The organism is Nocardiopsis oceanisediminis (assembly GCF_048595525.1).
In the GTDB taxonomy this organism is placed as follows: Bacteria; Actinomycetota; Actinomycetes; order Streptosporangiales; family Streptosporangiaceae; genus Nocardiopsis_A; species Nocardiopsis_A oceanisediminis.
Genome location: NZ_JAFMZJ010000002.1, coordinates 159,279 through 172,678, shown reverse-complemented (window position 1 = coordinate 172,678; position 13,400 = coordinate 159,279). Strand labels below are relative to the sequence as shown.

Below are 13,400 nucleotides of genomic sequence, written 5' to 3'. Positions count from 1 at the left end.
GGCTCACTGCTCCTGCTCGTCGCTCTGGGCCGCCGGGGCGGCCGTCTCCTGCTTCTTCTTCTGTTCCTGGTACAGGTCGTAATTGCGGGTGCGGTGGTAGGCCTGGAGCCATTCCTTGGCCACCTCGTCCCGCTCGCTCTCCCAGCGCGCCAGGTCGACGACCAGCACCCCCCAGTCGAGGTCGACGAGGTCGGCGCGGGCGTGGCGCACCAGCGCGGGCAGGCGCTTGTGCAGGCCGGCGAGGTCGAGGCGGCACAGCCGGTGCAGGCGCTTCTCCGTGGTCTCGGCCTTGAAGACCCCGTCCTTGACTCCTCCGGCCAGGGAGACGCCCAGGTTGGGGCGGCGCTCGGACTTCCGGAGCCGCATTTCGCCACCGGAGGGTTCCTGCTCCGGGGCCGCCTCTCCCCCTGAGTCGGCCGGGTCTCCGTCAGCCGCGTCACCGCTGCCGTCCGGGGATACGGCCCCGGGCCCCCTGCCGCTCTCTTCCCGGCCGCTTTCCTCTGGGGCCTCGGCCTTCCGGGCGTCCCTGGCGTCCCGGGGCTGGTCGGCCATCATCGACGCCACGGCGTAGAAGGCCCACTCTCCCGCCGGATCCTCGGGGAGGCCGTGGGGGCGTCCGTCGCCGTCTTTGAGGCAGTCGTATATGACCTTGTGCACCGGGCGCGCAGTGAGGTGGCCGGGCGGATGCCCGACCATCCTGCGCAGCACGGCCCGGTCGCCGGGGGCGCTGACGATCCTCTCGGCGAGGTTATCGACCATGAGGTCCGCCGACTTCTGCAGCGACCGGCGCCCGTAACCAGTCATGACTCGCCTCCTTTCTGCGCAGTGTTCCAGTACTTGAAGAGACGGCCGCGGTGCCGCTCCACTACTTCAGCCCTCCTGGGGTTTGCGCAATAGGAATCGGTGACCTCTTCGTATGCGCGGGCCGCAGCAAGGATGAAGGTGTTCCCCGGGGATTCCCTATTGTCGTCGAATGCTATTTCCCAGAATTCCCGGGCCGCGGTCGACCAATAGCGGGACATGCCCTGGCGCAACCATGGCCCGGTTCCCGTATCGGTCTTCTTCGGCTCTCCGCCGCTCGGGCTGTTGCTCTCCCGCCAAGCGGCCTTGAGCGCGCTCTCCAAACGGCTTCCCGCTCCTTCCGCCGAAGCGACGGACAGTCGGATCCGCTGCCGCGCGCGATCAGCCTCCGCGGAGCCGGCGGTACTGCTCTCCAGCCAGCGCAGCACCGCCGGGGTGGTGGCGGTGAACCACTGGCGGTCCCTGGTCTGGCCGTCCTGGTCGAAGCCGAACACCCGTACCCTCAGCGTCCTGAGGACCTCCTCGGGGACACCGTCGCGAACGGTCCAGTTGTCGAACAGGGCCGGGCGGCGCCGACCGGCACGGTCGTTGTCGCGGAGGAGGGCGTCGAGATCCCGCCACACCGCCCGGTCCGCATCGGCGGGGCGGGCGTAGAGCCTGCCCTCCTTCGAGGTCTGGTAGATGCGGTAGGGGTCGGTCGGCGGGGCCCAGCTCTCACGGAACTCCTTGGTGATCCGGAAGCCCCAGGTGATCGTGGCGTCGACGACCTCCTTGCCGTCCTCCGAGGGGTGCAGGAGGACCGCGTGGCGGTACTGGTTAGTCAGCACGCCGGCCAGTCCGGTGGCCTCGGCCGGCAGGCCGGTGGGGTCGTCGGGCCCGTCCCGTTCCCAGGGAGCCAGGTCCACTTCTCCGTCGCCGGGATAGGGGATGTTCAGCACCAGGGTGGTGAACAGGTCGTCCGCGAGCGGATGGAAGGAGAGCGCGCCCCGCAGCGGGCCCGCCGAGGTGTCGGCCTTGGAGACGCCGCCGGCGGTGCGCGCCGTGCAGCGCCCGGAGGGCCCGTGGTACATGGTGGCGATGAGGTGTTGGGCCGCGATGTCAGGGGAAACCGGCTCGGGGGCGAGGTCGGTGGAGTGCCCTCCGAGCCATACCTGGTTGTTCCCGGCGGTCCTTCCCCAGCAGAGTTTGTTGATCCCGGAGGTTCCAGAGCACTGCTCGGCCAGCCGGAGGTCCTGAAGCCATCCCCCGAAGATGTCGAATGCCCCGGAGAGGTCGTCGAAGTAGTCGTCGACCAGGCCGGCGTCGAAGCGGCCTGCCCGCAGTACCTCCAAGCGCCGCTTCTTCCACTCCGCCGTGCCGTCGGCAGCGTCCAGCTCGGTGACCCGGGCGGCGATCAGCGCGAGGATCCTCCATATCCCCGAGGCCGCGGGAGGAAGGGCGAGCTCCAGGTCAGCGATGTGGTGGGCGCGTTTCAGGAGCACGCGCAGGCCGACTCGGCCGGGCCGTTCCGCAGCGGCCCCGCCCCCTTCGGTGCCCAGCCATTTCACCGGGAGCCACGGCTCCTCGTCGAGCCGGTAGGAAGGCGCCATTTCCGCTCACTCTCTTGTATCGTCAGGACCGCGCACCGGAGCTTGTCCGCCGGCCGGTCGAGCCCGGCTGCCGCTCGCGGACTCCTATTCGCCATGAGCCCCGCACGAAGGCGGGGATGGGCCAAGGACAGACTCACCCGACAGGAGACATGCCGAGTCCGCCCCCGCGGAGGCGGGGACGCCGGTGGCCCACCGGGCGGTGGGCCGTCGGTCTCCGTCCCCTTCCGCCGACGCCGCAGAGGTTCCTGCTCCTTTGAACGCGGGGCTGAGGCCCGGACGGGCCCCTTCCTGAGCCCGGTCATCGCCTTCCCCGCGCCTCCCACCTCACTCCTATCGTCGATTCCAAGAGGACTGACTCCTAGAAGCAGAGAAGCACTGCCGTCTCGAGAATAGACGCCACAAAGCGTGATGGCGAATCACTCTCTGGTGATTTTTCGGCGCAAACGCCCCTTACCACCACATAAGCCCCTTCGAGTGGTCCAGCCACCACGTCCGACCGCCGAGGTCGCCCGGGCCCGCTTCTCCCCCGGCGGTCACCTCCTGCGGGACCAGAATCAACTCGCGGAGCCGGAAGTCCTTCCGCCAAGCCGGCGGGAGCAGCCCCTCCCGCTCCGGCCGGCCAGGCACCCAGCGCCCTCCCCGCACCGGAACCGTGCGGCGGATGATCGGAGCGAGATCGTCATCGGTGAACGCCCCCTTCGCGGTTGAACCGCGCTCAGGGAGCGGCACTTCGCACTTCCGGTCCAGCCACCGCCTCCCATCGGCGTCCCGGTAGTAGCAGAGGACCCGGACCGAGTCGGCGTCGAAGCGGGTCGCCAGCATCTCTTCGTCGACACCGAAAGCGGTCGAGGTGAGTTCGTACAGCCCGCCGTTGAGCTCACCGGGGCCCGGCACCAGGACATTGCGCGCCTGGGTGCGCATCCCCATGTCCTTGCCGGCCCGTTCCAGGTCGTGCTTCATGTCATCGATGAGGCCCGGGTCGTCGTAGACGCGCTCGACGAGCCCCTGAACGTCACCGGGAACCTTGACCGGCTCCCCCTGCCGCGCCTCCAGCATGTTCCGCGTCCGCACCAGCAGGGAGGCCGGGTAGATGTGGGCCCAGCCCGGCGGAAGGTCAGCCGCCTTCCCCCCTTCCGGAACGAAGACCACCATCCGCGGGCCCTCCGCCCATCGGGGCCTGCGGATGCCTTCGATTCCCTGGTGTCTCCAGCAGCGCCCGGCCCTCTGCAGCAGCAGGGAAACCGGAGCCAGGTCCGTGACGACCAAATCGAAATCGAGATCGAGACTCTGCTCGATTATCGCCGTCGCAACGAGAATCGCCGACTTCGGCCGCTCTTTTCCGGGGTTCTCCTTACCGAACTTCGCGATGACCCTGCGAGCGATCTTCTCTCGCTCTTCCGCTGGAAAACGGGCGTGCAGCAGGTGGAGTTCCGGGACCTCCCGCCCCGATTCAGCGTGCTTTCGAAGGAGATCTCCGATCAGGTCATAGGTCTCCTGCGCCTCGCCGACGGTCGTGCAGATCACCGCAGCGCTCCCGGCACCGCTTTCCAGAATTTCTCCGAGCTCGTCCTCCAGTGCCGCCGAGCGGTCCGCGCGGCGCTCTCTGCCGCGCCCCGTCTGCGGAATGCTCACCAGGTCGATGCGGAGGGGGTCGCGCTCCTTCCCGGTGATCGGCTCGGGGTTCCGGCTGACCTCTCCCGACTCGGCATCGGCATAGATCCAGCCCGGATAATCGACACGGTCCACCAGAGGGCTCTCCGCCCTGCCTCGCCGCCTCCTGCCGAACCTCTTCCGGCTGGAGCGCTTGCCCGCCCCTTTCAGATAGGAGGAGACGTAGGCGTCGGCGACGGTGCGGTGCAGCGTCGCCGACAGCAGAACCACCGGAACGCCCAGGCGCCCGAGCCACTGCAGGAGGCGTTCGAGTTCTTCCTGCATATAAGGATCTACAGCGTGCGCTTCGTCCACCACGACGACTTTCCCCGCGAGGCCGAACAAGCGGAGCACGTTGTGCCTGGCCCTCAGCACGGCCATGAGGATCTGGTCGATGGTCCCGACCGACCAGGAGGCCAGCAATCCCCGCTTCCGCCCGAACAGCCAGTCCGTGACGTTGAAATCCCGCCTTCCAGAGGCGTCAGCGGTCAATACGGCCGGAGCGCCCTGGCCGACGGGGGCCGGCCTGTAGTCCTCGTTGAGCCAGGCCATGGAGTGCAGGAGTGTCAGCGGGCGGGGGACATCCGCACGGCGCTCGGCATAGCAGCGCAGGCGGGTGTACATCTGGTCCGCGGTCGCCATGGTGGGCAGCGCGATGTAGCGGCCGGGCCGCCCCGCCGCGTGTCCCATGATGTCGGCCGCGTGAAAGGCGGCCTCGGTTTTTCCTTCCCCTGTCGGGGCGGTGACCAGCAGCAGCCCTGCACCCGCGCATATCCGCGGGAGGTGCTCGGCGATGGACGCCTGGAGGCCATTGGCCTTGAACTCCGGGAAGGAGGCGCTGAAGGTACCCGGCGTAGTGGTCAGCGGACGCAGGCCTGCCTCATCCAGGACCTGAGAAGCTCCCCGCCTCTGGCGGTTGAAGTAGGAGCGGAGCTCCTCCATCCCGCCGGTGCTGGGGACGTGAGGCTTCTGAGCGAGGACATGGTGCTTCTGACTCACCAACCAGTCAGCGAGGATGACCAGCCCGCAGATGATTCCCGCCACCGGCTCGGGAAGCGCCCCGGGCGGCCGGGGCGAGTCCAGAACCGTCTCCAGAACGCGCAGCATCCGCCATCGCTGCTGATCCCATGCGTCGCCTCGGGTACCTGCGCGAGAGCCGCCCCCGGCCGGGGGATCCGAGAATTCAGGGAAATGCCCGTGGTGCCCGCCGAGCAGCTGGGCAACGAGCGCGGTGACGGATTCGAACTCCCAGGTCGGGGCGTATCCAGCGGTCGGAAGGGCCTGCTCCAGCCACCGCGCCGTGGCCGTAGCGTGCCCGGCCCTCCCGGCGAGGTCCCGAGGGGAGGGGTAAGACGGCAGGTCGATGTCGATCTGATGCTGGAACTCGGGGCTCACCTTTCCGACGTCGTGCAGGCCGGCCCAGAATGCGATGAGCCTTCCGGCATGCTCCTCGTCGGTCGCGAGCGAGGCACTGATGGTAGCGCGCACCCCCGGCGCAACGGCCTCTTCCCAAAGCACGAGCGCCATCGCAGCAGCGTCGAGCGCGTGACAGGCCGCAGGATGCCGATACCCGCCGAGGTCTCGCTCTTTAGCCCACAGGCGCAGATCGACGGCCTCTTCGGGTGAAGCAGAAGAACCAAACGGATAAGCCACGGCCACTCCCCACTGGACCACTGAATGTCATCGGACCCTAGCGAGAGGTAACGACAAGGCGGGATCAGGAGGCCCCCGCCACCTAGAGCGCCGCGAGCGCAGCCTTCCTCCTCTACCGCTGCATGCGACGAACATGTCCAGCCGGTAACCCAGCGCCATATCCACAGGACTCATAATCCAGAGCGGTTGGTCGTATAACCGAGAGGGCATTCCCACGTCCGCGAGGCTCACATATACGACGACTGCTGGGGGTCCGCGGGAACGGGGCCTTGGAGGAGGCCCCCGCCTGCACGCCAGCCGCGCTCGCCTTCGGCGAAGATCTTCACCGATCCGATGCCGAGGCGGGCCGGCTTCGGCGACCCGGAGCCCGACCTCGCCCGGGGTGCAGGTGGGCACCGGGGTGAGGTCGGAGGCGGGCGTCACCAGCAGCGGCATGCACAAATCGGCCGGGGTGACCGGGGAGCGGTGCAGGAAGCGGCGCAGCGCGGGGCGGCCGCGCAGCGGGCTGGAGCCGGAGGAGGGTTCGATGGTCGGGGCGGACATGACGTCACTCCTTCTGGGGGGTGTCCCTGACCTGGGAGAGGATCGCTTCGGCGCCCTGGTCGTACAGGGCCGTGGCGGCCTGCTTGCCCACCTCATGCGGGTCGGTGAGCGCTCCGGTGCGGGTGGTGGTGGTGGCGCGGGATCCGTCGGGGGCGGTGACCTGGGCGGCCAGATGCAGCCGGTCGCCGTCGACGGTGGCCAGCGCGCCGATGGGGACGCTGCATCCGCCGTGCAGCTCGGCCAGCAGGGCGCGCTCGGCGGTGGCCGCGGCGTGGGCGGCGGGGTCGTGCAGCGGGGCGAGCAGGTCGATCAGGTGCCGGTCGGCCTCGCGGATCTGGATGCCGAGGATGCCTTGGGCGGGGGAGGGCGGGAAGTCGGCGGGGTCGAGGTCGGTGCCGATCTCCTCGGCCATGCCCAGCCGGCGCAGCCCGGCCGAGGCGAGCAGGCAGCCGTGCAGGCCCATCTCGCGGGCTTTGCGCAGGCGGGGCGGGACGTTGCCGCGGATGGGGACGGTGGTGATGTCGGGGCGCAGGCGGGCGAGCTGGGCGATGCGGCGGGTGGAGCTGGTGGCGATGCGGGCGCCGTCGGGCAGTTCGGCCAGCGGGGTTCCGGTGAGGGCGTCGCGGGGGTCTTCGCGGGCGGGGGTGATGGCCAGCAGGGTGCCGGGGGTGGGGGCGGTGGGCAGGTCCTTCAGCGAGTGCACGGCGATGTCGATCTCCCCGCGCAGCAGCGCTTCCTCGACCTGGGTGGCGAAGATCGACACCATGGACTTGCCGAGGGCCTGGAGGCTGGACACGCGGTCCTTGTCGCCGGAGGTCATGATGGTGCGCTGGGTGAAGGCGGCGGCGGGGTGGTGGGGGCGCAGGCCGTCGATGAGTTCCTTGACCATGGCCTTGGCGAGGTGGGAGCCGCGGGATCCGACGAGCAGGGTTTCCGACATGATGTCACTATCCGTACAGGTTGACTACGATCCGTGATGACCATATGGGGTTCCCCACCCGGCCGCTGAGGGCGTGCAGGGCGGCGCTGACGCCCCCGAGCTGGCAGCCGGGTTGGCCCAGCGGCCTTACGGCCTTCGGTACGGCTGCGCGGGTCTGCTGCTCTACAGCGGCATCGCCCCACCTTGAGGTCGCCCGGCGCCTGGGCCACACCGTGGCAGTGCTGATGTGCACCTACACCCACTTGGTTCACCGGCCAGATCAACACGGCCAACACCCGATTGGGGGCCGCTCTCGACGAAATCGGGCCCCTGACGGGCCACGGACCAGACGGCGACTCTCCGTATACGCGCAGGTGAGCGCAATGACTGCGCGGGATCGGTCCATCCCCGCGTTCGCGGGGCTCACTTCAGTCCGGCCGTCCAGTAATTGCCCGGATAAGGTCCATCCCCGCGTTCGCGGGGCTCACAGCAAATGACCTGCAACAACACACAGCGTTATCTTCGCGTTACCTTTTTGAGGTCCTCACCGCTGCGCCTCTTCGCTGTCTACTTCATTCCGGACGAGGATACTTCCCCCGCACCAAAGATCTTTGCCGTGCCCTCAGAGACTGTTGGGTATGCGGTCGGCTCCGCGTGGTGATAACCGGACCCGCCGGTGAGAAAGCAGAGCGCCCCCGCCAGAATCGCGCTGTGTGTGCAACTGCAAGCCCGGCGAGGACGCCCGCCCATGCTATCCCTCGAGCCTGTCCGACGCCGCCTGGGCGGTGATCGAACCGCTCATGCCCGCCCGCGACTGGGCCAAAGGCGGGGCGCCCCGCAGATACGGCGACCGCCTCGTGCTGGACGCGATCTTCTTCGTGCTGCACTCGGGCTGCCAGTGGCGGATGATCCCGGCCGACCTGCCGCCCTGGGACGCCGACGGCACCCTCGACCGGATCCACGGCGCCCTGCGCGCACGGGTGCGCGCCGCCTCCGGCCGCGACCCGAACCCCTCGGCGGCGGTGCTGGACTCCCAGACGATCCTGACCGGGCAGGGCGGCCAGGCCCGCGGCTACGACGCGGGAAAGCGCACCCGCGGCCGCAAGCGCCACCTGATCACCGACACCCTGGGCCCGGTGCCGGCGGTCGCGGTGACCTCGGCCTCGGTCCAGGACCGGCCCGGCGGGCGCCGGGTCCTGGAGGTGCCGGCCGCCCACTTCCCCTCCATCGGCCTGGTGTGGGCCGATGCCGGCTATGCCAACCAGGTCGACGACAGCCTGCTCACCTGGGCCCATGAGAGGTTCCGGCTGATGGTGGAGATCGTCAGGCGCAGCGACGGCGCCAAGGGATTCGAGGCGCTGCCCCGGCGGTGGGTGGTGGCCAACCGCCGCCTCCGAGGCCATGGTCAAGATCGCGATGATCCGGTTGATGGCCGCACGGCTGGCCGGTCAGAGGCAGCCGTGGAGCAACCGCTCTGCCGACCAGGCCATTTAATCACTCGCATACCCAACAGTCACTCAGGCGTGCCCCCAAGCCATGGCGGCCCGCCACAGCGTTCACCCGTGCCCGAAAGTTGCGTTTCAGGCGGTCTGGCCGATGATTCCTGCGAGGTGATCGGTGGCCTGATCGATGTCGCCGACGTCGACGACCTCTGATGCCTTCTCCACGATCCTCAGCACCGACTCAGGTCCCTTCGAACGCCGAGACAGGTCGGCGAAGGTGATGAAACTGTCCGTCACATTGCTCTTGCGCGCGGCCCCGTACCGGTACAGCAGGTCATGGGCGGCGCGCTTCAGATCGGTTGTGCTTGCCGCCAGTGGGAGCCGGTCCATGAGGTGCAGGCGGCCGTTCTGGTAGCCGTAGCTGAACTCGATGGAGGTCGGAACCCCGAGGTCGGTGACGTTCACCTGCTTATTCCGCTCGGGCTTGATATTCAGGCGGTCGAAAACATGATTGATCTTGCTCCTGGTCTGATCTCGGCGCGTTCTTCTGTTGGTCGGGGTGACCAGGTCCAGGTAGAACCTGTCCAGAACTTCTTCCACGGGCTCGTCGTCGAGGAGGGTGACCATCTCTTCGAGGTAGAAGTTCAGCGGGCGCGACCGCCGGAGCCTCTCGATGGCGCTCCACCGGTCCTGGTGGACGCGATGAACGTAGTGAGCCTTTTTCATCCTGATTCTCGGAGCTGGAGGACCGGCACAGCGCGGGTGATCCGGCCGGCACGTTGCGGGCAGCAGCGTAGGCGGCGCAGGATGTCCCACTGCTTGAGCTGGGCGATCGCGCGTTCCCCGGGTGAGCGGAGTTGGCGTCCTTCTTCCACTGCGGCTTGCCCCGGCCCTTGAACGGGCAGAACACGACGTCGGACGGCCCGATGTAGCCCTTGTCGCCCAAGCCGATGAGCCCGGCGGCCTTGATGCGCTCGGCGATCCTCCAGACCCGGGCGGCCCTGGTGTCGTGCACCGCGCCGGGCAGCGACCAGGAGGTCCACAGGGGTTCGCCGTCGGGTGCGGGCACGACCTGGATGTTCATGCCGTGCTGTTTGTGCTTGCCGGAGTAGAACGGGCGGTCGGCCGCCACGCGGTCGCGGGCGATCAGGGTGCCGTCGACGATCGCCTATCCCCAGCCCTTGCGGCGGGCGCTGCGCAGTCCTCGTTCCGGGGTGGGTGCCTGTTCTGCCAGGAGAGCGGTGGTCTCGCGCACGTACCTCCGAGCGGTCGCGGTGCCGACACCGAACCCGGCCGCCACCTGGGCGAACGGTTCGCCCTTGTACAGGTGGGCCAGGACCGGCAGGGCCTGTGCGGCCGGGGCGAGGCGGCGCCATCGGGACCCGGTGCGGGCGCGGTGGGCGCGGCGTCCCCGGGTCGGGCTCCTCGGCGGCATCGGTGGGGGCGGGGCAGCGTCATGACCGTCATCGCGAGCACCTTCCCGTCCCGGGGCACCGCCCCGCGCGGCGCCCCCGGGGGCCATGGACGCTCTACTCGACGAGGTTCTTCAACCGGCCATCGAAAAGAACCTCAAGGACCTTTCCGTCTGCGGAGGTGTTGCCTGTTCCTCTGACAGCGGCGGGAAACGGTCCTAGGCTGCCGCCGGGCGGTGAGGAAAGGAGCCGAGCAATGCGCGAAACACAGGAGCAAGAGCCGGTCTACCTGTGGCACGGGGCGGCCCGACCGCCGGAGGGGATGCAGGTTCGGCAGGTCTACGGCTACATCTTCGATGCCCTGGGGCGGGCGGTGCTGCTGTGCGACGACGGCCGGTGGAACCTTCCCGGGGGAACACCTGAACCAGGGGATGCGGACCGGGTGTCCACTTTGCTCCGGGAGGTGTGGGAAGAGGTCCAGGTGGAGATCGCCGATCCGGTCTACCTGGGTTTCCAGGAAGTACGCCGCGCCGGTTCGGAGCCCTATGCCCAGCTGCGCATGGCCGCACGGCTGACTCGGCTGGGGCCGCGGGCGGCCGACCCCGACAAGGGGCGTGTGCACGTCCGCCGCTTGAGCCCGCTGCCGGAGGCGATGGAGCTGCTGGGCTGGGGAGCGGCCGCAGAGGCGCAGGCGAAAGCGGCCGCGCGCATCGCCGCGAGTTGGGGGCTGCCGGTGGGCTCTCCCCAGCCGTCTCACGTGGATTGAGCTCGAGCGAGTTCTCACTGCGGCAGGGGCGAGATGGGCAAGCGGCTCACGCCTACGAGGGTCGGGCGAGACTGCCTTCCCCTTCCCCTGCCCGGCGATCCCCCGCACCAGGAAGAGCGTTCTCCCCGTCTGCCCTGGGCCCATTGACTTCCCGACCGGGCCGCCGCACTCTCTCCTTGAACCGGAGCAAACATGAGCAACCCCTGGGAGGGAACATGGAACTGACCTTCCTCGGCAAGGAGACCGCAGAGGGAGACTCCCCCACGCTGTACGCCACCGACCGCGGCAGCTACATCGTCCAAGGGTGGAAGCTCACCCCCGGCAGGGCCCCCTGGACCTCGGCTCCGGACGGCCGGCTCGACGTGGAGATCTACACCCGCCTGCTGAACCACCTGTCCAAGGACGGCGTCCCCGGGAGACTCGGCCCCCTGAAACCCCCTGTGGTCGGCACCACCGGCCCCGACACCTGCATCGTGCGCGGTAGCGTCGTCACCGACCGCACCGCCCGCGCGCGGATGGCGATCCCCGACCACGAGGACTGCGTGGAGGTCCCCGCCGCGCACCTGAAGGCCCTGTTCCGGGAGTGACGCCCAGTTGACCCTGATCTCCCCCGCCGAGCGCAACGAACTGCTCAGCAAGGCCGAACACGACGCCTTCCACCTGGAGCTCAAGGACTCCTACCAGACCGCCAACGAAGAGGGCCCGTTCGCGCGGTGGAAGCGCGGCGAGGCCGACGACTACGCCTGGTTCCAGGGCTGGCTGGAGCGGATGCGCCGCCTGACCGGGACCGGGTGCGCGGTGCGGCGGGTGCGGGTGTTCACCGAGCCCGCCAGCGACTACATCCGCTGGGAGCACTCGACCACCCACCTCAACCAGCGGGCCGGGGAGGACATCCGGTGGCTGCCCCGCCACCGGGTCCCCGATGATGTGGTCTTCCCGGTGGGCGGGGACGACTGGTGGCTCATCGACGACCGGCTGCTGACCGTGGGCCGCTTCGGCCCCGGCGGCCGGGTTCTCGGCTCGGAGCCGGTGGAGGAGCCCGAGGCGGTGGCCGCGGCGGTGCGGGTGCGCGACCGGTTGTGGGAACTGGCCGTCCCACACGGCTCCTTCGCCCTGCGCTGAGCCTCCGGTGTCCGGTCAGGCCCAGCAGGCGCGCGCCGTTCTCGGCGCGCGCCTGCGCGAGCTGCGCCGCGGTGCGGGGCTGACCGGGCGGGCCCTGGCGAGTGCGGCCGGGTGGCAGCTGTCGAAGGTCTCCAAGATCGAGCACGGCAAGCAGTCCCCGACCGTCGCCGACGTGCGGGAGTGGTGCCGGCACTGCGGCGCCGAGGACCAGCTCAGCGATCTGGTCGCGGCGGTGCGCCACATCGACTCGCTGTGGATGGAGTGGCGCCGGGTCCTGGGGTCGGGAACCCGGCGGCGCCAGCGCGCCTCCATCGGGCTCTACGAGGCCACCGGGCACTTCCGGGTGTATGCGCCCGGGGTGGTGTGGGGGACGCTGCAGACCGCCGCCTACGCCGAGGCGCTGCTGCGGCGGGTGGTGGACTTCCACCAGATCCCCGATGACGTGGAGGCCGGGGTCGCCGCGCGGATGCAGCGCCAGCAGATGCTCTATGAGGGGCGGCGCCGGTTCGCCTGCCTGCTGGGCGAGCAGGCGCTCTACACCCGCATCGGCGGGGCCGAGGTGATGCGCGGCCAGCTGGACCGGCTGCTGGCGGTGATGTCGCTGCCGCGGCTGAGCCTGGGCATCGTGCCCCGGGAAGGCCCCGAAGGCCTATGGCCGGCGGTCGGGTTCATCATGTTCGATGAGCGGGCGGTGATGGTGGAGACCTACTCGGCGGAGCTCACCGTCACCCAGCCGACCGAGATCGCGGCTTACGCCCGCGCGTTCGAGCGGTTGCAGGCCGGGGCGGTCTACGGGCGGCAGGCCCGGGAGCTGATCGCCCGCGCTGCCGCCGCACTCGACTGAGCAAACCTGAGCAAACTCCTGGCGGCGGGACCATGCGCGCTCGTAGCGTCACCGCATGGACACGCTTCCCCGGCCTCTGCGCTACCCGTCCGACCCGCCGCAGGAGTGCCTGGCCTGGCCCGCTGCGGCGGACGGGTCCCGGCCACGCGGGGCGCTGCCGTGCGCCCGGCCCGCCGGGCACCGCGGGGAGCACGAGTCGGTGACCGGCGACCGGTGGGCGCCGCAGCCCGCCCCGGCCGCCGCACCGCCCGCGGAGGCGGGCGGCCTGTTCCGGCCGACCGGCTGGCAGTCCCCGGCCCCTGGTCGCCGTTGATCGCCGCCGCTGCGGCGCGGCGCCCCTCGCCCCTTGAGAGGAAGGCTCCACGATGACCGCCCCCCGCCCCCTCCCGGCACCGGCGCCTCCGCTCCCGTGGGGGCTGTCCCGGATGGCGCCCTACCCGCCGTCCGCCCCGCTGCCCTACACCCGGGTCGAGATCGACCCTCTGACGCAGACGGCCCGGCGCTTCGACCGCACCGGACAGCCGATCCAGGCCGGCAAGCACGGGTCGAACGTCGCCCGGCCCACGCACTCGGAGACGCCGATGGGCGGTGACGGCGACGGCAGCCCCGGAGGAAGCCGGACCGACACCACGACCGACTACGTCCCCGACTAGTGGAGC

General features: G+C 69.9%; 13 protein-coding genes and 1 pseudogene. 7 read left to right on the top strand and 7 right to left on the bottom strand.

Going from position 1 to position 13,400, the window contains the following annotated elements; translation table 11 throughout:
- Nucleotides 1–3: 3 nt before the first annotated feature.
- The 4 genes from casB to hemC all read right to left on the bottom strand — a co-directional run bounded on the left by casB (nt 4) and on the right by hemC (nt 7,176).
- Nucleotides 4–804, bottom strand: coding sequence for a type I-E CRISPR-associated protein Cse2/CasB (casB, locus tag J0910_RS30835; protein WP_420162288.1), 801 nt, complete (start codon nt 802–804; stop codon nt 4–6).
- The gene (casA, locus tag J0910_RS30830; RefSeq protein WP_420162287.1) at nt 801–2,390 is read right to left on the bottom strand and encodes a type I-E CRISPR-associated protein Cse1/CasA; all 1,590 of its coding nucleotides are present in this window, start codon (nt 2,388–2,390) and stop codon (nt 801–803) included. The genes casB and casA overlap by 4 nt, the downstream gene beginning before the upstream one ends.
- Nucleotides 2,391–2,840: 450 nt before the next feature.
- Nucleotides 2,841–5,693, bottom strand: coding sequence for a CRISPR-associated helicase Cas3' (gene cas3, locus J0910_RS30825; protein ID WP_420162286.1), 2,853 nt, complete (start codon nt 5,691–5,693; stop codon nt 2,841–2,843).
- Between the two features lie 547 nt (nt 5,694–6,240).
- On the bottom strand, nt 6,241–7,176 hold the full coding sequence (gene hemC / locus J0910_RS30820) for a hydroxymethylbilane synthase (RefSeq protein WP_420162285.1): 936 nt from the start codon (nt 7,174–7,176) through the stop codon (nt 6,241–6,243).
- Nucleotides 7,177–7,868: 692 nt separating this feature from the next.
- Between hemC and J0910_RS30815 the strand changes: the two genes are divergently transcribed.
- Complete coding sequence (locus tag J0910_RS30815; protein ID WP_420162284.1) at nt 7,869–8,810, top strand: IS5 family transposase; 942 nt, start codon at nt 7,869–7,871, stop codon at nt 8,808–8,810.
- Here J0910_RS30815 and J0910_RS30810 read toward each other — a convergent pair.
- The 3 genes and pseudogenes from J0910_RS30810 to J0910_RS30800 form a co-directional block, all read right to left on the bottom strand.
- A complete protein-coding gene (locus J0910_RS30810) occupies nt 8,736–9,323 on the bottom strand; it encodes a hypothetical protein (RefSeq protein ID WP_420162374.1) in 588 nt (195 codons plus the stop codon). The two genes, J0910_RS30815 and J0910_RS30810, sit on opposite strands and share 75 nt — an antisense overlap.
- A gap of 199 nt (nt 9,324–9,522) precedes the next feature.
- A pseudogene (locus tag J0910_RS30805) lies at nt 9,523–9,729 on the bottom strand (transposase family protein); the annotation flags it as partial.
- A 36-nt stretch (nt 9,730–9,765) separates the two neighbouring features.
- Nucleotides 9,766–10,032 carry a transposase family protein gene (locus tag J0910_RS30800; protein ID WP_420162283.1) on the bottom strand — a complete coding sequence of 89 codons (267 nt, stop codon included), beginning with the start codon at nt 10,030–10,032 and terminating at the stop codon, nt 9,766–9,768.
- A gap of 233 nt (nt 10,033–10,265) precedes the next feature.
- On the opposite strand from J0910_RS30800, the gene J0910_RS30795 reads away from it, so the two are divergent.
- From J0910_RS30795 to tgmA, 6 genes are all read left to right on the top strand, one after another.
- The gene (locus J0910_RS30795; RefSeq protein ID WP_420162282.1) at nt 10,266–10,775 is read left to right on the top strand and encodes an NUDIX hydrolase; all 510 of its coding nucleotides are present in this window, start codon (nt 10,266–10,268) and stop codon (nt 10,773–10,775) included.
- 215 nt (nt 10,776–10,990) lie between these two features.
- Nucleotides 10,991–11,362 (top strand): hypothetical protein, encoded by a 372-nt coding sequence (locus J0910_RS30790; protein ID WP_420162281.1) that lies wholly within the window; start codon nt 10,991–10,993, stop codon nt 11,360–11,362.
- 7 nt (nt 11,363–11,369) lie between these two features.
- Nucleotides 11,370–11,897 carry a DUF6879 family protein gene (locus J0910_RS30785; protein ID WP_420162280.1) on the top strand — a complete coding sequence of 176 codons (528 nt, stop codon included), beginning with the start codon at nt 11,370–11,372 and terminating at the stop codon, nt 11,895–11,897.
- Nucleotides 11,898–11,904: 7 nt separating this feature from the next.
- Nucleotides 11,905–12,741, top strand: a complete 837-nt coding sequence (locus J0910_RS30780; protein WP_420162279.1) for a helix-turn-helix domain-containing protein — start codon at nt 11,905–11,907, stop codon at nt 12,739–12,741.
- A 55-nt stretch (nt 12,742–12,796) separates the two neighbouring features.
- Nucleotides 12,797–13,054: a hypothetical protein gene (locus J0910_RS30775; RefSeq protein WP_420162278.1), complete on the top strand. Its 258-nt coding sequence runs from the start codon at nt 12,797–12,799 to the stop codon at nt 13,052–13,054.
- A 52-nt stretch (nt 13,055–13,106) separates the two neighbouring features.
- Complete coding sequence (tgmA, locus tag J0910_RS30770) at nt 13,107–13,394, top strand: putative ATP-grasp-modified RiPP (RefSeq protein WP_420162277.1); 288 nt, start codon at nt 13,107–13,109, stop codon at nt 13,392–13,394.
- The last annotated feature ends 6 nt before the right edge of the window (nt 13,395–13,400 follow it).